Raw genomic sequence first — 24784 nt, 5'->3', positions numbered from 1 at the left:
TGGGTCTGCAGGTAGTTCGTGCCCAGGCCGGCACCCACGTAGATGCCCTGCACGCGCGGATCCCAGCTCTGCGCGTTCGCGGCGATCGGCATGCTCAGCAGCGTCGCCGCCAGAAGCGCCTTCCTCAGGCTCATAGGTATTCTCCTGCTCGTGGTCCCCGGGGGAACCGGAAAACTGGCCGCACCGACTTTCGTCGCCACGGAACAAGGACTTCCTAGCACCCAACCGACGGTGAACCAAAGTCGGGACGACGCCGCGTGCGATGCTGCAGGTCACGCTGTGGCATCATCGCAACAGCCCTCCCGCGGCGCCTGCCTAAAGACCGTGCAGGGCTTCGTCCTCGGTCATGCCGCCGAGCCGGCCGAGCGGGATCAACCGGTTCGCATGGCCCATCTTCCGACCTGGGCGGGCCGCGCCCTTGCCATACAGATGCGGCACCACCCCCGCCGTCGCGACGAGTCGCGGCCAAGCGGCCATCCCTTCCGGCCCGATCAGGTTGCGCATGACCGCGTCGTGGTGCCGTTCGGGCGAGGCGAGGGGCAGGCCCGCGACGGCCCGTATATGCTGCTCGAACTGGGACGCCGCGCAGGCATCCATGGTCCAGTGACCGGAATTGTGGGGACGGGGGGCGATCTCGTTCCCCACCAGCCGCCCGTCCGGCAGCACGAACATCTCGAGCGCGACGAGCCCGATCAGTTCGAGGCCAGCCGCCACCGCCGCGACATGATCGCGGGCCGCCGCCGCCACCTCGGGTGCGAGCCGCGCCGGGGCGAAGGAGAGGTCCAGGATGTGGTGGGCGTGGCGGTTCTCCGCCGGGTCGAACACCGCGACCCTGCCGTCCTCGGCCCGTGCCGCGATCGCCGAGACCTCGGCGACGAAGGGCACGAAGGCTTCGAGGATCAGGGGCTTCGGCGCCAGCCGCGCGAAGGCGGGGGCGAGGTCCTCGGGCGTGCGCAGGACCGCCTGGCCGCGCCCGTCATAGCCGAGGCGCGTGGTCTTCAGCACCGCCGGCAGACCGATCTCGGCGACCGCCGCGGCGAGATCCGATTCGCTCGTCACTGCCCGCCAGGGCGCAACCGGCACGCCGATCCGCTGCAGGAAGGCCTTCTCCGCCACCCGGTCCTGGCAGGTCGCGAGCGCGGCGAGGCCCGGCCGGCAGGGGACGAGGCCGGCCAGCGCCTCGAGCGCCGCGGCGGGGACGTTCTCGAATTCGAAGGTCACGACGGCCACCGAGGCGGCGAAGCGGGCGAGCGCCTCGCGATCCTCGTAAGGCGCCACGGTGCGGTGGGCCGACACTTGCATGCCGGGGGAATCCTCCTCCGGCGCGTAGACGTGGCACGCATAGCCGAGGCGGGCGGCGGCCATCGCCGACATGCGGCCCAGTTGTCCGCCACCGAGGATGCCGATCACCGCGCCCGGCGGCAGCGGGAAGGCGGTCATGCCGGGCTGTCCGGCACCGAGGCCGTCTGCGCCGCGCGCCAGGCGTCCAGCCGGCCCGCAAGCGCCGAATCCGAGGTGGCGAGGATCGCCGCGGCCAACAGGCCCGCATTCACCGCACCCGCCCGGCCGATGGCCAGCGTGCCGACCGGAATGCCGGCCGGCATCTGAACGATGGACAGCAGGCTATCCATGCCCTTGAGCGCATGACTTTCGACCGGCACGCCGAGGACCGGAAGCGCCGTCATCGAGGCCGCCATGCCCGGTAGATGCGCTGCGCCGCCGGCCCCGGCGATGATCACCTTCAGGCCCCGCCCGGCGGCGGTCCGCGCATAGTCGAACAGCCGTTCCGGGGTCCGATGGGCCGAGACCACGCGGGTTTCGTGCGCGACGCCGAGCTTCTCCAGCGTCTCGGCGGCGTGGCGCATCGTCTCCCAGTCGGAGCGGCTGCCCATGATGATGCCGACCAGCGGCGCCGAACCCGTCTCACCCGTCATTCACGTCACCGTCAGCCGGAATCCACAACACGAAGGCGGATCGAGGCCGTGCCTCGATCCGGGAGCGCGAAGCGCGACCGCGCCCAGCCCGTCAGCAATCGCCAATACGGCAGCGCATGGCGCGCAGCCAAGCGGCCCGGATGGGCCGCGCCCGGCGCTTGAGGGTCAAGCAATGATATCCGGGACCAGCCGACCCTCGAGCCAGGCGATCTCGTCCTTGAGCTTGAGCTTGCGCTTCTTCAGCCGCTGCAGCTGCAGCTGGTCCACCGGCGAGCTGTCGAGCCGTGCGATGACGGTGTCGAGGTCGCGGTGCTCGCTCCGCAGTTCATGCAGGCGGCGGAGCATGGCGTCACGGTCGGCGATCATGGCCGGCGGCCCCGATGAAGCGAAGTTGAGGATGCATTCGTCGTCGCATCGCCATTATCATGCCCGGGCCGGGGCGCGACAGGCCATTCCCGGCGGTCGCGCCCTTGGTTTCGAACGGGGCCGGTCCACCGGTCCCCGCGATGTGCCCGCGGCATCCCGCTGCGGCGCGCCACAGCATGAGGACGCATCACGCATGCCGCTGAATGCCCGGATTGCCTCGCTCGAGGAACGCCATGCCGCCCTCGAGCGCCGTATCCTGGACGAAGACAGCCGCCCGCGGCCCGATGACATCGAACTGGCCCGTCTGAAGCGCGAGAAGCTGCGACTCAAGGAGGAGATGGAGAAGCTCCGGACGACCCGGATGCATTGACCGGCCGGGCGCGGCACGGAGACCGCGCCCCAACGGTTTCAGGCAGCGTCCTCGGCCGGCGGAAGGTCGGCCGGGGCCGCACCATGCGCCGCCACAATGGCGTTCAGGTCGCCCTGCGTGCAAAGGCCGAGGATGACCGGATCGCGCGGCTTGATGTTGGCGCTGTTCCAGTGCGTGCGGTCGCGCACCTTCGCGATGGTGTCCTTGGTGGTGCCGAGGAGCTTCGCGATGACCGGATCCGGCAGGGACGGGTAGTTGCGCAGCAGCCAGGCGATGCCGTCCGGCCGGTCGTTGCGCTTGGACACAGGGGTGTAGCGGCCGCCCTTGGCGCGCTGCTTCGGCAGCACGATGCTGCTTTCCTGGAGACGCAGGCGCGCCGCGGGATCGGCCTCGCAGCGCAGGATCTCCTCCCGCGTCAGCTGACCGGAGGCGACCGGGTCGAAGCCCACGATCCCCTGCGCGACCTCGCCATCGGCGATCGCCTGGATCTCCAGCGGGTGCATGTTCACGAATTCGGCGATCTGCTCGAAGGAGAGCGACGTCTTGTCGATCAGCCACACGGCGGTGGCCTTCGGCATGAGTGGCTGGGGCATGGGCGGACCTCGGGGTGGCCGGAGGGGCGAGAGCGAACCCCCGCGACGGAATTGCGCCCCGTATAATGATGCGGGACACCAGGGTCAAAGCCCTGATCGGAAAGGAGGGAGCATGGCACCCATCGAGGAGGACGAGCTGCCGCGCCGGCGCCAGGTCCTGGAAAAGCCCCGCTTCGACGGGTGGGACGTGTCCCAGCTGCAGGACTACATTGCCGAGCTCAAGGCCGAGATCGCGCGCGCCGAGGTCGCGATCGGCGCCCGCAACGACCACCGCTCGGCGGCCGAGGCCTTCTTCCGCAAGCCCTGACACCCAAGCCCTGACGCCTGGGCCTTGCAGGGTCATCGTCGGCACGCGATCTGCGAGGAACCATGCCGGACGACGCGACCATCCCCCCAGCCCCGCCCGCCGAGGCCGGCACCCCGCCGGACTTCGACAATTCCTATGCGCGGCTGCCGGAACGGCTCTTCGCCCGCCTACCGCCGACGCCGGTCAAGGCACCGCGTCTGTTGCGGCTGAATGAGGGGCTGGCCGCGGAACTCGGCCTGGACCCCACCTGGCTGGGGTCGGAGGCCGGGGTCGCGACCCTGGCCGGCAACCACGTGCCGCAGGGCGCGGAGCCCATCGCGCAGGCCTATGCCGGCCACCAGTTCGGCCAGTTCAACCCCGCCCTCGGCGACGGGCGGGCGATCCTGCTCGGGGAAGTGCTGACGCCGGCCGGGGAACGCCGCGACATCCAGTTGAAGGGCTCGGGGCCGACCCCCTTTTCCCGCCGTGGGGACGGGCGCGCCGGCGTCGGCCCGGTGCTGCGCGAATACATCATCAGCGAGGCCATGGCGGCCTTCGGCATCCCGACGACGCGCTCGCTCGCGGCGGTGGCGACCGGGGAGTGGATCTTCCGCGAGGATGCGGTGCCGGGCGCGGTGCTGACGCGCACGGCGGCGAGCCATATCCGGGTCGGCACCTTCCAGTACTTCGCGGCGCGGCGGGACACCGACGCGCTGCGCGCGCTGGCGGACCACGCCATCGCGCGCCACGACCCGGTGGCGGCCGCGGACGCGAACCCCGCCCTCGCGCTGTTCCGCGGCGTGGTGGCGCGGCAGGCCGACCTCATCGCGCGCTGGATGCTGGTCGGCTTCATCCATGGCGTGATGAACACCGACAACTGCGCCATCTCCGGCGAAACGATCGACTACGGTCCCTGCGCCTTCCTCGACGCCTTCCATACCGCGGCGGTGTTCTCCTCGATCGACCATGGCGGGCGCTACGCCTTCGGCAACCAGCCGGGCATCGCGCATTGGAACCTGGCGCGGCTGGCGGAGGCGATGCTGCCCCTGTTCGCCGGGGACGAAGACCAGGCGGTGGCATTGGCGCGCGAGGCGCTGGGCGGCTTCGCAACGGCCTTCGGCGGGGCCTGGCGAGAGGGTCTGCTGCGCAAGGTCGGCATCGCCGCGGCGGCGGAGGGCGACGAGCAGATCGTGCAGGACCTGCTCGACCTGATGGAGAAGGGCCAGGCGGACTTCACCCTGACCTTCCGCGGCCTCTGCGACGCCGTGGAGGATCCCGCCGCATTGGACCGCGTGCGGTCGCTGTTTGCCGATCCGGCGGCCTTCGACCCCTGGGCGGCGCGGTGGCAGGCCCGGATCGCGGCGGATGGCACAGCACCAGCGGCACGCGCCGTGGCCATGCGCGCGGTGAACCCGGCCTACATCCCGCGCAACCACATCGTCGAGGCGGCGCTGGCCGCCGCCGTGCAGCAGGACGACCTCGGACCTTTCGAGGCGTTGCTGGCCGTCCTGGCCCGCCCCTTCGAGGAGCAGCCCGGCCGCGAGCGCTATGCCGCGCCGCCGCAGCCCGAGGAACGCGTCCTCGCCACCTTCTGCGGGACCTGACGCCGCCATACCCTGAACGCGCGAACGCCGCGCACCTTCCGGCACGCGGCGTTGCACGGCCCGGGGCCGCCCCGGGGAAAGGGGTTCGGGGCGGCCCCTGCGGTCGTCAGGCGGCCTGGGCCGGCGTCGCCTCGGACTGGATGACCGGGCGGCCACCCTGGACCGGGATGCGGCGGGGCTTCAGCGCCTCGGGCACCACGTGCTTCAGCTGCACGTGCAGCAGGCCGTTCGCGAGGTCCGCGCCCTCGACCACGATGTGGTCGGCGAGGACGAAGCGGCGCTCGAACGCACGACCGGCGATGCCGCGATGGAGGAAGCGGCGCCCGTCCTCCGGCTGCGGCTGCGGCCGGCCGGCGATGGTCAGCGTGTTCTCCTGCGCGGTGATCTCGAGGTCGCCCTCGGAGAAGCCGGCCACGGCCATGGTCAGGACGTAGCTGTCCTCACCCGTCTTCTCGATGTTGTAGGGCGGGTAGCCGTTGCCCTCGGACACGTTGCGCGCGTTGTCCATCAGCCGCGCGAGGCGGTCGAAACCGATGGCGGAACGAAACAGGGGGGAGAAATCGATCGCGTTCACGAGGAACCTCCTGCGGTAGCAAGGTTCGTTGCGGGGCGGATCCGGGCTCATCGGCCCCCTGCCGGGCGGCCGTGCCGTTCCGCGTCGCCGGCCCCATCAGGGCACCGCCGACACGATCGAGATGGATTTGTGGCGAGGTGCGTTCAAGGGGGGCAGCCCCCCGAACGACAACGGCCCGGAGCAGGTGCCCCGGGCCGCGCTGTCGAGCCGGTCGCGCATGCGCGCCGGCGCCTGTGCCGAAGGTCAGGCCTTCTTGCGGGCGCCGATGCCGGCGAACTTCTTGTTGAACTTCGCGATCTGCCCGCCGGTGTCGATCACGCGCTGCTGGCCCGTCCAGGCCGGATGCGACTTCGGGTCGATGTCCAGACGCAGCACGTCGCCGGGCTTGCCCATGCAGGAGCGCGTCTTGAACTCGGTGCCGTCGGTCATGATGACGGTGATCTCGTGGTAGTCCGGGTGGATCTCGGGCTTCATGGAAGGACACTCATGCAGGAACGCCCGACGATGCCGACCGGCGGGCAGGGAACGGGGCGTATAGGGGAGCCCGTCCTCCCGCGCAACCGCGGCGGCCCTCAGGCCTCCTGCGGCGTCGGCAGGTCGAGTTCGGCGGGCAGGTCGCCCGGTTCCAGATAGGCGCCCCCGGCGTGGAGCATCCGCGCCTGCAGGTATTGCGGCCGGAGGATGGCGCCGGCCAGGTGCAGGATCCGGATCGGCGTGTGCGGATAGGCGGGTTCGATCCATTGGCCCATCCGGCCATGCCAGCGCGGGGGGCAGAAATTGGCCAGCCAGTTCCAGTGGGCCGGCAGCCGCTCGATGTCCGGCCGGTCCAGGGCGGCACGGAAGAACGCGAGTTGCTCGCTCAGATGCGTCAGCGGCCGCCGGATCGCGAGGAGGAGCTCCGCCTGCCAGCGCTCCCAGAGCCCGTGCGCGGCCGGAATGGCCAGCACCCCGCTGTTGAGCATCGGGATGGGCTGGAACGCCTGCGCCGCATCGGGGCCGTAGGCGTCGTGCCAGGCCTGGGCCCAGAAGCGCTGCGTCGGCGCCGCGTTGCGCCCGGTCGTCGAATAGGCCGGGTGGACCTCCGGGCAACAGGCGGCGAGACCGAAGCGAGCGACGTGGAGCAGCCCGCCCAGGCCCTCGTCATGCGCGACCCAGGTGTCGGCATCGAGCCACACATAGGCGTCATGGCCCGGCAGGATCTCGGGCAGATAGGGCCGGCACAACTGGCCCAGCATATAGGGCTTGAAGCCCTCGCGACGGGTGGCGTCGAGCAGGTCCGGGGGCGGCAGCACCTCCACCGCCTGCCCGGCGAACCAGGCCGCCTGACCGGCATCGAGGCCAAGGTCGAAGCAAACCATGCGGATGCCGTCGCGCCGGCGCTGCGCCAGCGTCGAGAGCACGAGCCCCTTCGCCAGCCAGAACAGGGACCGGTCGGTCGCCGTGACGATGATCGGACCGGGCATGCGCGTCCCTGCGAATCGCCCGCCCAGACTAGCGGGTCCCGGGCGAGCGGGGCAGGGCGGGCATCCTAGCCCGGCGCGATCTCCCCGCGCTCGATGACGTAGGTCTGCTCGACCAGCGGGCGGAGCAGCTCGGGGTTGCTCTCGGTGATCAGGATGGCGACGTCGGGCAGCGCGGCGCGCAGGCGCTTCAGCGCCTCCGCGTAGCGCAGCGCCAGCGCCGGCGCGAGCCCCTGGAAGGGCTCGTCCAGCAGTACCGCCTTGGTGCCGACCATCAGCGCACGGCCGAGTGCCACCATCTTGCCCTGGCCGCCCGACAGGCCCGCCGCCTTGCGCGGCGCGAGGTCCTTCAGTTCCGGGAGCAGGGAATAGACCCGCGCCAGCCGCTCGGCGACCTCGCGTTCCTGCAGCTTCAGCACCTGGGCAGGGAGGAGCATGTTGTCCTCCACCGTGAACGACCCGAACAGGCGCCGTTCCTCGGGCGCGTACCCGATGCCGTGGCGGGGGCGGTGGTGCGGGGGGAGGCGCGTCTCGTCCTCCCCGTCGATCATCACCTTGCCCTGGGCGGCCGGCACCAGCCCCATCAGGGTCCGCAGCGTGGTGGTCTTGCCGGCGCCGTTGCGCCCGATCAGCGCGACGCGGCCGCCGGCCGGCACCTTCAGCGAGACATTGCGCAGCACCGGCACGCCGGCGATGGAGACGGAGACGCCCGACAGCTCAAGCATGGCGCTCGATCCCGATCACTTCACGCTGCACGGCGGGGTCCGAGAGGACCTCGCCCGGCGGGCCGAGGGCGGCGATGCGCCCCTGGCTCCAGACCGCGACGCGGTCGGCGAAGCGCTCGACCACGTCCATGTCATGCTCGACGAAGACCGCCGTCACCTTCGCCTCGCGCAGCACGCGGGCGAGGGTCTCGACCACGTCCATCTTCTCCGAGGCCGCGACACCCGAGGTCGGCTCGTCCATCAGCAGCAGGCGCGGCTTCAGCGCCACTGCCATCGCGATGTCGGCCAGCTTGCGCGCGCCTTCGTTCAGCGCATCGGCGCGGGTGTCCGCGATGCCGGTCAGGCCGAAGCGTTCGAGCAGGTCGCGCGCCTCGTCCCGGTAGCCAGGCCGCAGCAGCGGCGTCAGCGGGGACCAGATGCCGTCGCGCGACGCGACCGCGAGGGCGACGTTCTGCTCGACCGTATGCTCGAGGAAGAGCTGCGGCAGCTGGAAGGACCGCGCGATGCCGCGCTTGACGATCGCGCGCGGGGACATCCCCGTGATGCGCTGGCCCTCGTAGGAGATCTCGCCGGCATTGGGCCGCAGGTAGCCCGTCGTCATGTTGATGAAGGTGGTCTTGCCGGCGCCGTTGGGGCCGATGATGGCGAGGAACTCGCCCTTCATCACGCCGAGGTCGATGCCGTCCGCCGCCTTCACGCCGCCGAAGGCGAGCCGGAGGCCCGAGGCCTGGAGGAGCACCTCGCTCATCGGCCGCGCCCCCCGATCGCCCGCGCTGCCATGCCCCAGAGCCCGCCGGGGGCGAAGAGGATGACCAGCAGCAGCACCGAACCGAGGATCATCTGCCAGGCATCCGCGAAGGACGCCGCGGCATAGACCCGCACCAGCTCATAGGCGGCGGCGCCGAGGAACGGCCCGAGCACCCCGCCGGCACCGCCGAGGATGGCGATGAAGACGAGCTCGCCCGAAGAGGTCCAGTAGGAGAGCAGCGGCGTGACGTGCCGCGAGGTCATGGCGATCAGCGCCCCGCCGATGCCGCCCAGGACCGCCGACATGACGTAGGCGGACAGCAGCACGCCCCGCGCGGGCACCCCCATGAACTCGAGCCGCGTCTCGCGCGTCTTGATGCCGGCCAGCGCCTCGCCCATCGGGGAGGCGAGGTACAGGCGGAGCAGGAACCCCAGCACGAAGGCGAGGCCGAGCGCGATGCCGAAGATGGTCCATTCGTAGGTCACGCGTTCCAGCGCCTGGCCGGCGATGGGCATGATCTCGACGCGGATGCCGTCGCTGCCCTTGGTGATGGCGTAGAGCTTCTCGAGCAGCGAATAGAATACCATCGCCATGGCGAGATTCAGCATGCCGAAGAAGATCTGCCGGTAGCGCGTGACGAAGAGGCCGATGAGCAGGCCGAGTACGCCGGCACCGAGGGCGGCGAGCGGCAGCAGGATCATCGCATCCCCGAAGCGGGGTGCGAGGAAGGCGACGGTATAGGCGCCGAAGGCGATGTAGAGCGCATGGCCGAAGGAGACCTGCCCCGCGCGCAGCAGCAGCAGGATGCCCATCACCGCGATCCCCTTGGCGAGCGCGATGGTCAGCACGAAGCGCAGCCAGGGCGCGGCGATGGCGGCCACGATCATGGCAGCCGCCACGAGGATCGCCAGGATGGGTTCGATCTTCCTCATACGCGGCGCGTCTCGATCACGCCGAAGAGGCCCTGCGGCCGTACCAGCAGCACCAGCACCATGATGATGTAGGGGACCACGACTTCCAGTTCCGGCTCGAAATAGACGGCGACGGACCGCCCGAGGCCCATCATCAGGGAGGTGAGTGCCGCGCCTTCGATCTGCCCGAGGCCCGCGGTCGCCACCACGGCGAAGGACAGCACGATGGTCTGCGCCCCGATGCCGGGCACCAGCGCCGCGGTGGGGGAGGAGAGCGCGCCCCCGAGCGCGGCCAGCATGGCGCCGAAGGTGAAGGTCAGCAGGAAGACCTTCGCCGCGTCGATGCCCATCGCGGTCGCCGCCTCGCGATCGGTGGTGACGGCGACGATGACGCGGCCCGTCAAGGTCCGCCGCAGGAACCAGGCGAGCCCGGCGAGCGTCACGACGGCGAAGCCCGGCAGGACAAACAGCTGGTAGTTGGTGAAGGGGATGAAGTCGGCGCCGAAGGGCACGTCGATCGTCCCGAGGTACTTCATCGCCGTGTCATGATGGATCGGCTGCACGCCCCAGATCAGCTTCTGCACGTCCTCGAGGATCATGAAGAGCGCGAAGGTGACGAGGAGCTGGACCACTTCCTCCTGCGCGTAGATGCGGCGCAGCAGGAAGCGTTCGATGAGCGGGCCGAGGATGGCGCCGACCAGCGCGGCGGACAGGACCAGCGTCGGGATCGAGGCCCAGTCCGGCAGTCCGAGGCCGGCGAGGAAGATGCCGATCGACGCCGCGGCATAGGCGCCGATCGCATAGAGGGAGCCATGCGCGACGTTGACGATGCGCAGCACCCCGAAGACGAGGTTGAGCCCCACCGCGACGAGGAAGATCAGACCCGCGGAGGACAGCCCGTCCAGCAATGCCAGGCCGAGCAGAAGGCCATTGTCCTGGAACCACTCGGCCATGGCGCGCGTGCCTCAGATCGACCGGCCGGCGGTCTGCACGACCGAAGGCTGGAGCGTCTTCAGCCAGTCGGTGCTCTTCTGCCCGACCGGGGCGGAGACCGACGCACCGGGGTAGAGCATCATGTCCTTCGGCACCGCGAAGGGGAACCGGTCGTTGAAGGAGGAGAGGCCGACGATCTGGTCCTCGAGCCCCTGGCCGTCCTCGCGCAGCGTGATGGTCGACGTCGGCGTCGGGAAGGTCAGGCCGCGGAAGGCCGCGGCGAGTTCGGCATCGGACGGCCAGGCGCCGTTCTTCGCGGCGACCGCCTTCTCGAGGCCCGCCTTCAGCGCCCAGACCGCCTGCGCCATGTGGTGGCAGGGATAGATCGGGTATTCGTTGAAGCGCTGACGGTAGGCGTTGACGAAGGCGTTGAACGCCGCGGGGTCCTTCGGCGCCGGGTGGTTGTTCCAGTGGTCGCCGCGGGTGCCGATGATGTGGCCTTCCGGCATCGACCGGCCGAGGATCTGCATCGAGGCCTCGGCCACCGGCAGGACGAAGATCGAGCGTTCATGCAGCCGCCGCTCCGTTGCCTGCCGCACGAAGGTGACGAGTTCACCCCCCCAGGAGGTCGACAGGATCACGTCCGGCCGCAGCGCGAGCAGGCGGGTGATCTCGGTCGAGAAGTCGGTCGAGCCGAAGCGGGGGAACATCTCGGCCACCACGCGCACGCCGGGCTTCAGCGCGTCCATCGCGGTCTTCCACAGTTCCCACGAGTCGCGGCCCCAGGCGTAGTCCTGGTTCAGCACCGCGACGGTCCGGAAGTCCGGCTTGTGCTTGAGGAGGTACAGCAGCGGCGCCAGCACTTCCGAAGTGCCGTAGCCCTGGGTGCGGAAGGCGTATTCGTAGCGGTTCTCCTCGAAGATGCGCTGGGTGCCGCAGTCCCACAGCAGCATCAGCTTCGACAGTTCGCGCGACAGCGGCGTGCAGGCGAGGCACGAGCCGGAGGAGATCGACTGGAAGAGGACGTGCACCCCTTCGGACTGCACGAGGCGGCGGATCTCGCCGACCAGGTGGTCGGTGCCCGGAGCCTCGTCGACGAAGAAGGCGCGGACCGGGACGCCAGCGATGCCGCCGGCGGCGTTGAGCTGGTCGATCAGCATCTCGCACGCCTTGCGCGAAGGGACGCCGAAGACCGAGGCCGGGCCGGAGAGGAAGGTGGTGACGCCGATCTTGAGTTCGGCCGGCTTCTGCGCCGGCTGGGCGGACAGCGTGGCCGGCAGCATCACGCCGCCGAAGCCGGCGACAAGCGCTTCGCGGCGCGAAAGCGTCGTGGTCATGGGGTTCCTCCCTCAAGGGTCCTGGAGCGGCGGGTTGGCCCCGCGCATCGGTTGCAGAATGGACGCGAGCCGCGCACCCGCGCAAGCAGGGCGGCGATTGACCGGCGGGCCGACGCTTCCTAGCGTCCGCGCCCCTTCATCCGGCGGTTGCAGCGATGCCCTCGATCCTGTCCATCCAATCCTGGGTCGCCTACGGCCATGTCGGCAACGCCAGCGCCATCTTTCCCCTGCAACGCCTGGGCGCCGAGGTCTGGGGCGTCCATACGGTCCAGTTCTCCAACCACACCGGCTACGGCGCCTGGCGGGGCCAGGTCTTCGGGGCGGAGCTGATCCGCGACTGCGTGCAGGGCATCGAGGAGCGCGGCGTCCTGCCGCGCTGCGATGCCGTCCTGTCGGGCTACATGGGATCCGCCGAGATCGGGGCGGCGATCCTGGATGCGGCCCGCCGCGTGAAGGCGGCGAATCCGCAGGCCCTGTGGTGCTGCGACCCGGTGATCGGCGATGTCGGCCGCGGCATCTTCGTCCGTCCCGGCATCCCCGAGTTCCTGCGCGACGAAGCCTTGCCCGCAGCCGACATCGCCACCCCGAATCAGTTCGAGCTGGAATGGCTGACCGGCGGGGAGGTCACGACGCTGGAGGACGCCAAGGCGGCGGTCGCGGCGCTGCAGGCCCGCGGCCCGCGCTGCGTGCTCGTGACGTCGCTTCGCCTCACCGACACGCCGGAGGGCGAGATCGGCATGCTGGCGGGAGAAGGCGGGCGCTTCTGGCGACTGTCGACGCCCATGTTGCCACTGTCCGTCAACGGCGCGGGCGACGCGATCGCCGCGCTGTTCCTGTTCCATCGCCTGCGCAGCGGTTCCGCCGCCGATGCGCTGGCGGCCGCGGCCTCCTCGGTGTTCGGGCTGCTGCGACGGACGGCGGAAGCCGGATCGCGCGAGATCCTGACCGTCGCCGCGCAGGAGGAATTCGTCGCGCCGTCGCGGCTCTTCGCACCCGAGACCTGCTGAAGCCACGCCCAGGGCGGCTTGCGCGCGTTCGCCAGCGCGTGCCACGCTCCTTCCCGGCCCGGTCCATGCCAGCAAGGCGTGGACAAAGAAGGCCGAAGGGAGCCTTCGCGATGATGAATCTCCTGAGGGCATTCGCCCTCTGCCTCTCTATCGGCCTCGTCTCAGAGGCCGTGGCCCAGAATGTCCAGCCTGGGCCGACCCTGCTGACCGTGCGGCAGCGCGATGCGTTGCTTTGCGGCGCGGCCCCCAATGCCCCCGGCTTCGGTGCGCCGGACAGTCGCGGCGACTGGCAGGGCATCGATCCGGACGTCTGCCGCGCCGTCGCGGCTGCGGTCCTGGGCGATGCGCGCAAGGTCCGCTTCTTTCCGCTGACCAGCCAGGCGCGCTTCGCCGCGCTGCAGTCGGGCCAGATCGACCTGCTGCCGCGCACCGTGACCTGGACGCATTCGCGCGACACCGCGGTGGGACTGAACTTCACCACGCCGGTCTTCTATGACGGCCAGGGCTTCCTGGTGCGGAAATCGGCCAACATCCGCCAGGCAACCGACCTCGCCGGGGCGACGATCTGCACCTTCGCCGGATCGACCAGCGAATTGAACCTGGCCGACTGGGCGCGGGCCAACCGCGTGCAGTACACGCCGCTGGTGTTCGAGCAGAATGACGAGGCGCGCATCGCTTACGACAACGGTCGCTGCGATGCGATCTCGACCGACGCCTCGCAGCTGATCGGCCTGATCACCGCCATGCGCGTGCCCGCCGACCACACCGTGCTGCGCGACCGCATCTCGAAGGAGCCGCTGACGCCGGCCGTCCGCCAGGGCGACGACCAGTGGAACGACATCGTCCGCTGGACGATCTTCGCATTGATCGAGGCCGAGGAACTCGGTGTCACCAGCGCGAATGCCGAGGAGATGCTGCAGAGCCAGGATCCGTCCATCCGCCGGCTGCTCGGCCAGGCGGGGGATCACGGGCCGATGATGGCGCTCGATCGCCGCTGGGCCTACAACGCCATTCGCGCCGTCGGGAACTACGGCGAGATCTTCGACCGCCATGTTGGCCGCGGCAGCCCGATCGGGCTCGACCGGGGAATCAACGACCTCTGGACACGGGGCGGTCTGATGTACTCGCCGCCGATCCGCTGAGCGGCCGGACAGGAACACCGGGAACCACGGAGAATGACGATGCCCATCCTTACCACCCGCCGCATCGCGCTCGGCGGGGCGCTGGCGCTGCCCTTCGTGCGGACGGCCTCGGCCCAGACGACGCTCGAATGGGTGGCCGGTTCGGTCGGCGGCGGCTGGTACACCATGGCCGCCGGCCTCTCCTCCCTGATCCGGGAGGAGAACGCCGACATCCAGATCCGCGTCGTGCCGGGCGGTGGCCTCGCCAACCCGACCCGCATCAACAACGGCCAGTCGCAGATCGGCTGGGGCATCGATGCGTTCTCCGCCTCCGCGGTGCAGGGCGCGGAGCCCTACAGCGCGAAGCATGAGAAGATCCGTTGCCTCGGCACCGGCTATTCGCCGACCGAGCACCTGCTGCTGCGCCACACCGGCGCCGGACCGGACGACATGCGCAGCATCCTGACGCAGCGCGGGCTCAAGATCGGGGCGCCGCAGCGCTCCTCGACCGACGAGATGACGCTGCAGCGCATCCTCCGCTTCCTCGGCACCAGCCCGGACAAGATCCGCGCCGAGGGGGGCCGCTACCTGAACGGCTCCTATTCGGATGTCGGCGCGGCCTACAACGACGGCCAGGTCGACTACGTCTATGTCGCGCTCGCCAAGCCTGCGGCGCTGATGACCGAGATCGCCCAGGGCCGCCGCGGCGGCCGTCTGACGGCCTTCCCGGACGACATCCGCAAGCATCTGATCGATCAGTACGCCTATGCCGAAGGCACGCTGGAGAAGTCCGACTACCCGGCGCTGCTCGACGGCGCGATTCCGGTCACGCTGATGGACAGCGTCATCGTCGTGAACGAGACCGTGCCGAACGAGATCGTCCAGAAGATCACCGCCACGCTCATCAAGAATCAGGGCCAGCGCCTTGCGACGATCCATCCGTCCATGGCGGGCTGGACGCCGGCCAAGGCGGTGAACTACCGCGGCGTGCCCTTCCATCCGGGCGCGGCCGCCGCCTTCCGCGCCGCCGGCTTCAACCCGCCGGCGTGATGCCCGCGCACCGCGACAGTCGTTAAGAGGAGAGCGCGGTGCGCGAACTTCCCTTCTGGCTCCGGACGGCCATCTTCGGCTGGCTCGCCTTTTGGGCGGCCGTCCATCTCTACTGGGGCGGCTTCGGGTTCCCCGAGCCGATCACCATCCGGAGCCTGCATCTCCTCGTCTTCACGCCGCCGCTGTTCCTGCTCTACCCGGCCTTCGAGAACCGCTCGCCCGGGAGCCGGCCGAGCGTGTTCGACTGGCTGTGGGCGGCGGCGTCGGCGGCGCCGCATCTATGGGTCTTCATCTATGCCGACGCGGTCAACGACCGCATGGAATACGTCGACCCCTTCACGCCGCTGATGATGGCGCTCGCCATCACCTGCATGGTGACGATGCTCGAAGCCATCCGCCGCGCGGTCGAACCCGGCCTCGCCTGGATGACCGCGGGCTGCCTGCTCTACATGTTCGTCGGCCATCAGCTGCCGGGCGTGCTGAACACCCGCGTCTTCACCACCGCCGAGATCATGGAGGCCGCCTGGCTGGTGCCGACGGCCGGAGGCGTCTACGGGCCGCTGACCGGTATCGTCGCGACCACCATCGCCGTCTTCATCCTGTTCGGCTCCTTCATGCAGGGCAGCGGAACGGGGCGGCTCTTCGCGAATTTCGGCGCCGCGGTGGCAGGGCGCTACACCGGCGGGCCGGCCAAGGTCGCCGTCGTGTCCTCGGGCCTGTTCGGGACGATGAGCGGGTCTTCGGTCTCGAACGTCATCACCACCGGGGCGATGACGATCCCGCTGATGGTGCGCATCGGCTACAAGCCCGCGGTCGCCGCCGGGATCGAGAGCGCGGCCTCGGTCGGCGGCGCGCTGATGCCCCCCGTGATGGGTGCGGCCGCCTTCGTGATGGCCGAGATCACCAACATCCCCTACGGCGACATCCTGGTCGCCGCGGCGATCGGCGCCGTACTCTACTACTTCGCCATTCTCGCCGCCGTGCACTTCGAGGCGAAGAAGATCGGCATCGAGCCCATGGCGGTGAAGGACATCCCCGCCTGGCGCGAGGTCTTGGCCGATGTCCATCTGGTCCTGCCCATCGGACTGCTCGTCTACCTGATGATGGAGCGATGGAGCGGCAACTACTCGGCCTTCTGCGCCTCGCTCGCCATGGTTGCCGTCTCCCTGCTGCGCAAGCGCACGCGCATGGGCTGGCGCCAAGTGGTCGAGGCGCTGACGAATGCGGGTCTCACCATGGCCCCGCTCGCGGTCGCCATCGCGGCCTCGGGCGTCGTCGTCTCGGTGCTGACAGCGACCGGGATGGTGGTGGCCTTCGGCGGCATCATCAAGGAATTCTCGGGCGGCAACTTCGGGCTGCTTGCGGTCATGCTGTGTCTGACCGTGCTCGTCCTCGGCCTCGGCATCCCAACCACGCCCTCCTACATCATCGCGGCCGCGATCGGCGTGCCGCAGCTCCTCGAGCTCGGCCGGCCCCTCGGCATCGATTTGTTGCAGGCGAACCTTTTCATCTTCTACTTCGCGGTGATCGCCGATGCGACGCCGCCGGTCGCCGCATCGGCCTTCGCCGCCGCGGCGATCGCCAAGGCCAGTCCCACAATTGCCAGCATCCACGCCTCCCGCTTCGGCATCGCCGGGTTCACGGTGGGATTCGCCTTCCTCTACGATCCGGGGATCATGCTGCGCGGCGGGCTCCTCGAGATCCTCTCCGCGACCTCGATCCAGGTGATCGCGCTGGTGATGATCACCTCGGCCTATGCGGGATACCTGCTGAGACCGATGGGATGGCCGGTTCGGACAGCCTTCGCCGCGGTCGGACTGTTCGCTGCCTTCGGGCATGTCGCGCCGGACACTCTCCGGCTTGCCGTTTCCGCCGCGACGCTTGGTGGCGTCGGCCTGGCGCAGTTCCTGTTCACCCGGAAGGACGCGATGATGCGCATATCGGCCCTGTTGCTCGGCCTCGTTATCACGACGCCGCTGCTCGCCCAGACCGTCGCGCCCCAGCAGGCGGGACCGACCCTGTCCGGCGTCCGCTCCCGCGGCGTGTTGAACTGCGGGATCTCGACCGGCGATCCTGCCTGGAGCCAACCCGACAACCAGGGCGTCTGGCAGGGCCTCGACGCGGATCTGTGCCGCGCCGTCGCGGCGGCGGTGCTCGGCGATCCGTCCAAGGTGGCCTGGCATCCGCTGACCGGGCAGACGCGTTTCCCGGCGCTCGCCGGGGGGCAGATCGAGATGCTGGCCCGCACCACCACCTGGACCTTCCTGCGGGACGCGGTGAACGGGCTGAACTTCGCCGCGCCCTACTTCATGGACGGGCAGGGCTTTCTGGTGAAGGCGGACAGCGGGATCGAGCATGCCAACCAGCTCGACGGTGCATCGATCTGCCTGGTCAGCGCCAGCACGCATGAGCTGAACCTCCAGGACTGGGCGCGCAGCATCAACATCCGCTTCCAGCCGGTGGTCTTCGCCGACAAGGACGAAGCGCGCCGCGCCTATGAAAGCGGCCGTTGCGACGCCTACACCGGCGATTCCAGCCAGCTCGCCTCGGTCCGCGCGGGCTTCCCCGAACCTTCGCGCCACCGCGTCCTGCCGGAGCGCATTAGCAAGGAGCCGTATGCCGTCGCGGTGCGGCATGGCGACGACCAGTGGTTCGACATCGTTCGCTTCGTCGTGTTGGGCCTGATCGAAGCCGAGGAACTGGGCGTGACCCGGGAGAACGCCGCGCGCCTCGCGACCGAGAGCGACCGTCCGGCGGTGCAGCGGCTGCTGGGCCGTTCCGGCGATCTCGGCCCCACCGTCGGGCTCGACCGCGCCTGGTTGCTGAACGCCATAAGCGCGGTGGGCAACTACGGCGAGATGTACGACCGCCACCTCGGTGCCAACAGCCCCGTCCAGTTGCCGCGCGGCCCCAACGCCCTGTGGAATGCCGGCGGCCTGCTCTGGAGCCCCCCGATCCGCTGACGCCACCTATCGGTTCCCAAAGGCTTTCCGGCCTTTGGTGGGGAGGTCCGGAGGGGCGGCGCCCCTCCGGTGTCCCGTTCACAAGAAACCACCGGGAGAAAACACCATGAAGCTGGTTCCCCTCACCGCCCTTGCCGTGCTCACGGCCGGCAGCGCGATCGCGCAGACCGCGGCCCCCGGGCCGACGCTCTCGACCGTTCGGTCGCGCGATGCGCTCGTCTGCGGTGCTCATCCGGGCGCGCCCGGCTTCGGCGTGCTCGACAGCCAGGCCGTGTATCGCGGCCTCGATGCCGACACCTGCCGGGCCGTGGCCGCCGCGACGCTCGGCGATGCGAACAAGGTGCGTTGGGTGGTGCTGTCCTCCCAGGCGCGGCTGCCGGCCCTGCAGTCGGGCCAGGTCGACCTGTTGTCGCGCACCACCACCTGGACCCAGACGCGCGACACCGCGAACGGGCTGAACTTCACCGCCGTGAACTTCTACGACGGTCAGGGCTTCCTGGTGCGCCGATCGACGAATGTGCAGCGGGCCCGCGACCTCGAAGGTGCGACCATCTGCGTCACGTCGGGCACGACGAACGAGCTCAACCTGGCCGACTGGGCGCGCGCGAACAACGTCCGCGTCCAGCCGCTGGTGTTCGACCAGAATGAGGAAACGCGCAATGCCTACAATTCCGGCCGCTGCGACGCCTTCACCACGGACGCCTCGCAGCTCGCCGGCATCCGCACCGCCCTGCGCAACCCGGAGGAGCACGTCATCCTGCCGGACATCATCTCGAAGGAGCCGCTCGCCCCGGCGGTGCGCCACGGCGACGACCAGTGGTTCGACATCGTGCGCTGGACCGTCTACGCGCTGATCGAGGCCGAGGAACTCGGCATCACCCAGGCCAATGTCGACGAGATGCTGAACAGCCAGAACCCGTCCGTCCGGCGCCTGCTGGGCAATGCCGGCGACCACGGACCGCTGATGGGTCTCGACCGCCGCTGGGCCTACAACGCCATCAAGGCCGTGGGGAACTACGGCGAGATCTTCGAGCGCAACCTCGGCAGTGGCTCGCCGATCGGCCTGCCGCGCGGCGTCAACGACCTCTGGACGCGCGGCGGCCTGATGTACGCTCCGCCGATCCGGTGATCAGCCCAGCCAGCCGAACACGTTGAGCAGGATGATCACCGTGATCGGCACGCCCAGCAGCCACAGAATGATCGATCGCATGTCCACCTTCCTCTGCACGAACGCTCTCGTGCAGAGGAACGCGGCGGCGGCCGCAAGGGTTGCGCCTCAGCGTCGCTCGTAGATCAGGCGCGCGCGGATGGTGCCGGGCAGGGCGCGGAATTCTTCGAGGATCTGCTCCGCATCCTTCCGCGCCTCGACGCTGTCCACCACGACGTAACCGATGGATCCGGCGGTCTGGTAGTACTGGCCGGAGATGTTGAGGCCGCGCTTGGCGAAGCTCTCGTTGATGCGGGAGAGGATGCCGGGCGCGTCCCGGTGGATGTGCACCCAGCGCGCGCCCGTCGGCCGCGCGGGCAACTGGGCCTGCGGGAAGTTGACCGCGCCCATCGTCGCCCCCGTATCCGAGTACTCGATGAGCTTGCGGCTGACTTCCTCGCCGATGCGCCACTGCGCCTCCCCGGTCGACCCGCCGATATGCGGGGTCAGGATGACGTTCGGCAGCCCCTGCAGCGGAGAGGCGAAGGGTTCATCCTTGCCCGACGGCTCGACCGGGAAGACGTCCACCGCGGCGCCGAGGACATGGCCGTCGCGGATCGCGGCCGCGAGGGCCTCGAGGTCCACCACCGTGCCGCGGGCGTTGTTGATCAGCACGGCGCCCTTCTTCATGGCCCGGATTTCCCGCGCGCCGATCATGTTCATCGTGTCGGGCGTCTCGGGGACATGCAGCGTGACGGCGTCCGCCTCGGCCAGCAGCGCCTTCAGGGAGGCGACGGGCTGCGCGTTGCCGTGCGGCAGCTTGCCGGTGTGGTCCCAATAGATGACACGCATGCCGAAGGCTTCGGCCAGGACCGACAACTGGCTGCCGATATTCCCGTAGCCGACGATGCCGAGCGTCTTGCCGCGCACTTCCCAGGAATTCTCGGCCGACTTGATCCACTCCCCGCGATGGGCTGCGCCGGACTTGAAGGGGATGCCGCGCATCAGCATCACGATCTCGCCGAGCGTCAGTTCGGCCACCGAGCGGGTGTTCGAGAAGGGCGCGTTGAACACCGGGATGCCGCGCGCCGCCGCGTCGTCCAGCGCCACCTGGTTCGTCCCGATGCAGAAGCAGCCGATGGTGAAGAGGCGGTCGGCGGCCGCGAGCACCTCGGACGTCACCTGGGTCCGGGACCGGATGCCGAGGACGTGCACCCCTTTCAGCGCCTTGGTCAGCGCCGCGCCGTCCAGCGCCTTCGGCTCGCGCCGGACATTCGCGTAGCCAGCCTCAGCCAGGCGCTCGACGGCGCTGTCGGCGATGCCCTCGAGGAGCAGGATCTTGATCTTGTCCTTGGGCAGGGACAGGCGGGTCGGGGACATGGGGGGCGGCCGCTCGGTGGGGAAGGGGCCGCTTCCTGCCTCCGAAAGCCCTGCCGCACAAGCCTGCCGAAGCCCTTGCCCCGCTCGCCATCCGCCCGCAATGCTGCACTGCGGCGACCGCCTGCGTCGCGCGGGGATGCTTCATGGACGCTGCCTATCTTCTGGACTGGGCCAATCTGCTGGTGCGCTGGCTGCACCTGATCACGGGCATCGCCTGGATCGGCACGTCCTTCTATTTCATCGGCCTCGACAATCAGCTCGACCCGCCCAAGGACGGCAATCCGCGCGTCGCCGGCGAGCAATGGTCGGTCCATGGCGGCGGATTCTATCACAAGCAGAAATATCTGCTGGCGCCGGAGCGACTCCCGGAAAAGCTGCACTGGTTCAAATGGGAGGCCTACTGGACCTGGATCAGCGGCTTCACGCTCTTCGTCCTGATCTATTGGGGACAGGCCTCGACCTACCTGGTCGATCCTGCCGTGCTCGACATGCCGGCCTGGGTCGCGGTGCTGGTGAGCGCGGCGATGCTCGCCGGCGGCTGGGTCGCCTACGACCTGGTCTGCCGCTCGAAGCTCGGCGAGAACGAGGCGCTGCTCGGCGTCATCGGCGCGGCTGCCCTGGCCGTTGTCGCCTTCGCCGCCTGCCACGTCTTCGGCGGTCGCGGCGCCTTCCTGCAGGTGGGCGCGATGACCGGCACCATCATGGTCGCCAACGTCGCGATGGTGATCATTCCGGGCCAGCGGAAGATGGTCGCGGCGATGCAGAAGGGCGAGGCGCCGGATCCGAAATACGGGCGCTGGGGCAAGCAGCGCAGCGTCCACAACACCTACCTGACGCTGCCGGTGCTCTTCATCATGATCTCGCCGCACTATCCCATGACCTGGCAGTCGCGCTGGAACTGGGCGGTGCTGCTGGCGATCGGCCTGTCGGGCGCGCTCGTGCGGCAGTATTTCGTCTCGCGCCAGAAGGGGAAGAACCCGGTCTGGCTGCCCGCCGGCGCCGCGGCCGTCGTCGCCTTCCTGGTCTGGGCCGGTGCGCCGGACCGCGCGACGGGATCGGCCGCCGAGGCCCCGCCATTCGCCGAGGTCCAGACCATCGTCGCCAGCCGCTGCGTCGCCTGCCATGCCGCCCGTCCGACGATGGACGGCTTCGCCGCCCCGCCCAAGGGCGTGATGCTCGAGACGCCGCAGCAGATCCGCCGTTGGGCCGCAGGGCTCCGCCAGCAGGTGCAGACCGAGGCCATGCCGCCTGGCAACCTCACCGATATCACGCCGGAGGAACGGGCGAAGCTCCTCGCCTGGGTCGCCGCCGGCGCGCCGCCGGACTGAGCCGGCGCGGTACGTGTTCCCCAACCGGCGGAGCGGTCCTGGAAGGCCGGCCGCCGACACCAAGGATCCTCGCCGATGACAGGCAACGGCCCCGGTACGCTGTCGACCCACGTCCTCAACACCGCCCAGGGCATTCCGGCCGAGGGCGTGAAGATCGAACTCTGGCGCCTCGACCCCGAGCCCGCCCAGGTGGTCGAGACCGTGACCAACGCGGATGGCCGCCCGCGCGACCCGATGTTGCCCCCTGGCGCCTTCCGCGCCGGCCGCTACGAGCTGCGCTTCCACGTCGGCGCCTATTTCCGCGCCCGCGGCATCGCGCCGGAGCCGCTCTTCCTCGACATCGTGGCGGTCAATGTCGGACTCGCGGACGGGGTGGGGCACTATCACGTACCGCTGCTCTGCAGCCCCTGGTCCTACACCACCTATCGCGGGTCCTGACGCCCGCTCAGGCGCGGAGCAGGCCGGCCATGGGCGCGGCGGCCTCGCTGCCCGGGAAGGCGCGGGCCACGGCCTGGCCGGGAAGGCCGAGATGGTCGCGCAGCAATCCCTTGGCGAGGCTGCGCAGATCCGTCGTCGGCGCCAGGTCCCGGTTCTCGAACAGCCGGCCCTGGGCCAGGCCCGGCCAAGCCCCGCCGACCTTTCCGCCCGCCACGGCCCCGCCGAGGACGAAGGCGACGCCGCCGGTGCCGTGATCGGTGCCGCCGGTTCCGTTCACGCGCACCGTGCGGCCGAACTCGGTGACCACCAGCACCGCCGTTCGGCGCCAGTGCTCGCCCAGGGCCTCCTTCAGGGCACCCAGACCCTCGTCGAGCTGGAACAGGGGCGCGTTGAGCCGGTTCGCCTGGGCCGAATGGGTGTCCCACCCATTCAGCTCGAAGGCCGCGACGCGCGGTCCGTCGGGCTGGGCCAGCAGCCGGCCGGCGGCGATCGCCAGGGCGCGGAAGGCGCCCCCAGGCTGTGGCCGGGCCGTGGCGTCCATCCCGAGCGTCGAGATGGCGTAGCCGCGCGCCTGCAGGCCCTCCGCGATGGCCGGCCCCGCGACCGGGTCGGCCGCGTTGAGCTCGGCGATGCGCGCCAGGAGATCCGGCGGCGGCGTGCCCGCACCGCGCGGCGCGTAGGTCCCGACCCGTGTCGGCCCGCGCATCATCAACGGCAGGTCCGTCCCGACCGAGAGCCCCGTCGGCTGCGCGCCCGGCCGCGCCGGCAGGGTGGACAGCGCCCGGTTCAGCCAGCCGCTCGACATCAGGTGGTCTGCCCCGGATTCGAGGAGGTCCTGGGCGGTGAAATGGCTGCGGGACCGCCAGTTCCCCGCCACCGCGTGAATGGGCAGGGCCTCGTTCGCCAGATACATCGCGTGGATCTGGGTCAGGCGGGGATGCAGTCCGAAGCGGCCGCCCAGGTCGAGCAGCCCGCCCTCCTGGCCCGGTTCCGGCAGGGCGAGACCGCCGCGCAGTTCCCGGAAATCCGCTTCGCCATAGGGTTGCACGGCGAACAGCCCGTCGAGCCCGCCGCGCAGCAGCACCACGGCCAGCCGGGCCTCGCCCGGCGCCTCGGCGAAGGCGACGCGGGCGCGGGGCAGGGTGAGGGCCGCGGCGAGGCCGAGCAGGGCGGTGCGGCGCCCGAAGGCGGGCTGGTGCGCGCTCATCGGCGGTGGAATTCCGGGCTGGTGAGGACGAGGGTCAGCGCGTCGCGGGCGGATCCGGCGCGGCTGGCCGCCCGCAAAGTCTCCGGGCGGCAGAGCGGTCCGAGGACGGCTTCGGCCAGGGCGGCGGCGTCGCGGCCTGCCCCGCGGGTCGCGATGCCGTTCGACCATTCGATGCGCCGGACCATCATCTCCGGCGCGGCCCAGTCGCGGCTCGTATCCGGAAAACCGATGGGTGCCGGCGGATTCCACATCGGCTGGCCGAGATACTGGAGGCCGCCGAAGGCCCTGTCGGCGACCTCGATCGGGGCCTCGAGCGCGCGCAGGGCGGCGACGACGTAGTCATGCGACGAACGGAACTTGCCGAGGGGCGGATCCCAGGCCGCCTCCAGCCGGACCAGCGCCTTCGCCGCGGCGCCGAGGTCCCCGCGGGTGTCGCGCAACACGCCATGGATGGTCTGCACCGCTGCCGGCGGCGGATCGTCGGCCACGAAGTGGCGCACGAGCTTGGTGGCGAGGTGGCGGTGGGTCGCGTCGTGGTTGGCGAGGAAGTGCAGGGCGGCGATCCCGCCCTGCTCCCCCTCGGCGAAACGCCGCCCGAGGACGGTCTTCTCGCCGGGCTCGTGGGCGTTGGGTCGGAACAGGAAGCCGTAGGGCGGGCGGGCGCCATCGAAGCTCCAGCCGGTCAGCACCGCCGCGAAGGCGGTGACGTCGGCCTGGCCGTAGCCCGAGGCCGGGGTGACGGTATGCAGTTCCAGCACCTCGCGGGCCAGGTTCTCGTTGAGTCCCCGGCGCCCGCGCTGTCCCGCCGGGCTGTTCGGCCCGACCGAGGCCGTGTTGTCGAGGTAGCCGAGCATGGCCGGGTGGCGGACCACCGCCATCAGCATGTCCTCGAAGCGGCCGGTGACGTGGGGGCGGATCGCCTCCCTGACATAATGCCCGGCGACGTACTGCACGCGGGATCGGGCGATCGAGAAGTGGTTGGTCCAGAACGACGCCAGTCTTTCGCGGAAGCCCTGGTCGCCGGCGATCTCGAGACCGAGGGCCGCGGTGGTCTCCGCGCGGTTGATCAGTTGCTGGTTCGGACGCCCCTGGCCGCCGGTCCGCAGGCGTTCGGTGTCCTCGGCCGCGGCGAGATAGAGGGCGGGGAGATCCTTCGGCAGGTCCTCGGGCAGCGCGGGACCGGGCAGGCCGGGCGCGAGTTGCGAATCGAGCCAGGCGACCGGGTCGGTCGGGATCGGGTCGCCGGGGCGGCGTCCCTGGCCGAAGCGGACGGCGGCAATGGCGGCCTTCAGGTCCATGCGG

Annotated in this window: 25 protein-coding genes; 10 read left to right on the top strand and 15 right to left on the bottom strand. The window is 70.3% G+C overall.

Translation table 11 applies throughout. The annotated features are described in order from the left end of the window. Positions 1–315 precede the first annotated feature (315 nt). The 3 genes from GWK16_RS22730 to GWK16_RS22720 all read right to left on the bottom strand — a co-directional run bounded on the left by GWK16_RS22730 (position 316) and on the right by GWK16_RS22720 (position 2300). Positions 316–1440 (bottom strand): 5-(carboxyamino)imidazole ribonucleotide synthase, encoded by a 1125-nt coding sequence (locus tag GWK16_RS22730; RefSeq protein ID WP_170056266.1) that lies wholly within the window; start codon positions 1438–1440, stop codon positions 316–318. Further along, positions 1437–1934, bottom strand: a complete 498-nt coding sequence (gene purE / locus GWK16_RS22725) for a 5-(carboxyamino)imidazole ribonucleotide mutase (RefSeq protein ID WP_170056265.1) — start codon at positions 1932–1934, stop codon at positions 1437–1439. Before purE ends, GWK16_RS22730 begins: the two co-directional genes overlap by 4 nt. A 165-nt stretch (positions 1935–2099) precedes the next feature. After that, on the bottom strand, positions 2100–2300 hold the full coding sequence (locus GWK16_RS22720; protein ID WP_168044288.1) for a YdcH family protein: 201 nt from the start codon (positions 2298–2300) through the stop codon (positions 2100–2102). Between the two features lie 193 nt (positions 2301–2493). On the opposite strand from GWK16_RS22720, the gene GWK16_RS22715 reads away from it, so the two are divergent. Continuing rightward, a complete protein-coding gene (locus tag GWK16_RS22715) occupies positions 2494–2670 on the top strand; it encodes a YdcH family protein (protein WP_170056264.1) in 177 nt (58 codons plus the stop codon). A gap of 38 nt (positions 2671–2708) precedes the next feature. On the opposite strand, the gene GWK16_RS22710 is transcribed toward GWK16_RS22715, so the two are convergent. Continuing rightward, complete coding sequence (locus GWK16_RS22710; protein WP_170056263.1) at positions 2709–3263, bottom strand: DUF1013 domain-containing protein; 555 nt, start codon at positions 3261–3263, stop codon at positions 2709–2711. A 112-nt stretch (positions 3264–3375) separates the two neighbouring features. Between GWK16_RS22710 and GWK16_RS22705 the strand changes: the two genes are divergently transcribed. Together GWK16_RS22705 and GWK16_RS22700 are read left to right on the top strand one after the other, a co-directional pair. Continuing rightward, positions 3376–3570, top strand: a complete 195-nt coding sequence (locus GWK16_RS22705; RefSeq protein ID WP_170056262.1) for a DUF1192 domain-containing protein — start codon at positions 3376–3378, stop codon at positions 3568–3570. A gap of 62 nt (positions 3571–3632) precedes the next feature. Then, positions 3633–5153 carry a protein adenylyltransferase SelO gene (locus GWK16_RS22700; protein WP_170056261.1) on the top strand — a complete coding sequence of 507 codons (1521 nt, stop codon included), beginning with the start codon at positions 3633–3635 and terminating at the stop codon, positions 5151–5153. A gap of 106 nt (positions 5154–5259) precedes the next feature. On the opposite strand, the gene GWK16_RS22695 is transcribed toward GWK16_RS22700, so the two are convergent. The 8 genes from GWK16_RS22695 to GWK16_RS22660 form a co-directional block, all read right to left on the bottom strand. Continuing rightward, positions 5260–5727 (bottom strand): Hsp20 family protein, encoded by a 468-nt coding sequence (locus GWK16_RS22695; RefSeq protein ID WP_338144544.1) that lies wholly within the window; start codon positions 5725–5727, stop codon positions 5260–5262. Between the two features lie 243 nt (positions 5728–5970). Then, positions 5971–6201, bottom strand: coding sequence for a 50S ribosomal protein L31 (gene rpmE, locus GWK16_RS22690; RefSeq protein ID WP_170056260.1), 231 nt, complete (start codon positions 6199–6201; stop codon positions 5971–5973). Between the two features lie 98 nt (positions 6202–6299). Beyond that, positions 6300–7190 carry a hypothetical protein gene (locus GWK16_RS22685; RefSeq protein WP_170056259.1) on the bottom strand — a complete coding sequence of 297 codons (891 nt, stop codon included), beginning with the start codon at positions 7188–7190 and terminating at the stop codon, positions 6300–6302. 65 nt (positions 7191–7255) lie between these two features. Further along, complete coding sequence (locus GWK16_RS22680) at positions 7256–7912, bottom strand: ABC transporter ATP-binding protein (protein WP_170056258.1); 657 nt, start codon at positions 7910–7912, stop codon at positions 7256–7258. Further along, positions 7905–8660, bottom strand: coding sequence for an ABC transporter ATP-binding protein (locus GWK16_RS22675; RefSeq protein ID WP_170056257.1), 756 nt, complete (start codon positions 8658–8660; stop codon positions 7905–7907). Before GWK16_RS22675 ends, GWK16_RS22680 begins: the two co-directional genes overlap by 8 nt. Continuing rightward, the gene (locus GWK16_RS22670; RefSeq protein WP_170056256.1) at positions 8657–9592 is read right to left on the bottom strand and encodes a branched-chain amino acid ABC transporter permease; all 936 of its coding nucleotides are present in this window, start codon (positions 9590–9592) and stop codon (positions 8657–8659) included. Before GWK16_RS22670 ends, GWK16_RS22675 begins: the two co-directional genes overlap by 4 nt. Next, positions 9589–10524, bottom strand: a complete 936-nt coding sequence (locus GWK16_RS22665; RefSeq protein WP_170056255.1) for a branched-chain amino acid ABC transporter permease — start codon at positions 10522–10524, stop codon at positions 9589–9591. The genes GWK16_RS22670 and GWK16_RS22665 overlap by 4 nt, the downstream gene beginning before the upstream one ends. Positions 10525–10536: 12 nt before the next feature. Then, a complete protein-coding gene (locus tag GWK16_RS22660) occupies positions 10537–11841 on the bottom strand; it encodes an ABC transporter substrate-binding protein (RefSeq protein WP_170056254.1) in 1305 nt (434 codons plus the stop codon). 155 nt (positions 11842–11996) lie between these two features. Between GWK16_RS22660 and pdxY the strand changes: the two genes are divergently transcribed. The 5 genes from pdxY to GWK16_RS22635 all read left to right on the top strand — a co-directional run bounded on the left by pdxY (position 11997) and on the right by GWK16_RS22635 (position 19111). Beyond that, positions 11997–12848, top strand: a complete 852-nt coding sequence (gene pdxY, locus GWK16_RS22655; RefSeq protein ID WP_170056253.1) for a pyridoxal kinase PdxY — start codon at positions 11997–11999, stop codon at positions 12846–12848. Positions 12849–12958: 110 nt separating this feature from the next. Beyond that, the gene (locus tag GWK16_RS22650; protein WP_211187659.1) at positions 12959–13990 is read left to right on the top strand and encodes an amino acid ABC transporter substrate-binding protein; all 1032 of its coding nucleotides are present in this window, start codon (positions 12959–12961) and stop codon (positions 13988–13990) included. Positions 13991–14023: 33 nt separating this feature from the next. Continuing rightward, positions 14024–15019, top strand: a complete 996-nt coding sequence (locus GWK16_RS22645; protein ID WP_170056252.1) for a TAXI family TRAP transporter solute-binding subunit — start codon at positions 14024–14026, stop codon at positions 15017–15019. A 38-nt stretch (positions 15020–15057) separates the two neighbouring features. Beyond that, the gene (locus GWK16_RS25805; RefSeq protein ID WP_170056251.1) at positions 15058–17982 is read left to right on the top strand and encodes a TRAP transporter fused permease subunit; all 2925 of its coding nucleotides are present in this window, start codon (positions 15058–15060) and stop codon (positions 17980–17982) included. A gap of 106 nt (positions 17983–18088) precedes the next feature. Further along, complete coding sequence (locus GWK16_RS22635) at positions 18089–19111, top strand: amino acid ABC transporter substrate-binding protein (protein ID WP_170056250.1); 1023 nt, start codon at positions 18089–18091, stop codon at positions 19109–19111. Between the two features lie 147 nt (positions 19112–19258). On the opposite strand, the gene serA is transcribed toward GWK16_RS22635, so the two are convergent. Next, positions 19259–20509 (bottom strand): phosphoglycerate dehydrogenase, encoded by a 1251-nt coding sequence (serA, locus tag GWK16_RS22630; RefSeq protein WP_170056249.1) that lies wholly within the window; start codon positions 20507–20509, stop codon positions 19259–19261. Positions 20510–20652: 143 nt separating this feature from the next. Here serA and GWK16_RS22625 point away from each other — a divergent pair, with 143 nt between their 5' ends. Both GWK16_RS22625 and uraH read left to right on the top strand, forming a co-directional pair. Then, positions 20653–21837: a urate hydroxylase PuuD gene (locus tag GWK16_RS22625; protein WP_170056248.1), complete on the top strand. Its 1185-nt coding sequence runs from the start codon at positions 20653–20655 to the stop codon at positions 21835–21837. Between the two features lie 75 nt (positions 21838–21912). Further along, positions 21913–22275: a hydroxyisourate hydrolase gene (uraH, locus tag GWK16_RS22620; RefSeq protein ID WP_170056247.1), complete on the top strand. Its 363-nt coding sequence runs from the start codon at positions 21913–21915 to the stop codon at positions 22273–22275. Positions 22276–22282: 7 nt separating this feature from the next. On the opposite strand, the gene GWK16_RS22615 is transcribed toward uraH, so the two are convergent. Beyond that, positions 22283–23482, bottom strand: coding sequence for a DUF1501 domain-containing protein (locus GWK16_RS22615; protein WP_170056246.1), 1200 nt, complete (start codon positions 23480–23482; stop codon positions 22283–22285). Then, positions 23479–24780: a DUF1800 domain-containing protein gene (locus GWK16_RS22610; protein WP_170056245.1), complete on the bottom strand. Its 1302-nt coding sequence runs from the start codon at positions 24778–24780 to the stop codon at positions 23479–23481. The genes GWK16_RS22615 and GWK16_RS22610 overlap by 4 nt, the downstream gene beginning before the upstream one ends. Between the last annotated feature and the right edge of the window lie 4 nt (positions 24781–24784).

It is taken from the genome of Neoroseomonas marina (assembly GCF_012927745.1).
GTDB classification, from domain to species: domain Bacteria; phylum Pseudomonadota; class Alphaproteobacteria; order Acetobacterales; family Acetobacteraceae; genus Neoroseomonas; species Neoroseomonas marina.
Note: the sequence above shows the minus strand (reverse complement) of the source record. Positions and strands in the feature narration are given on the sequence as shown.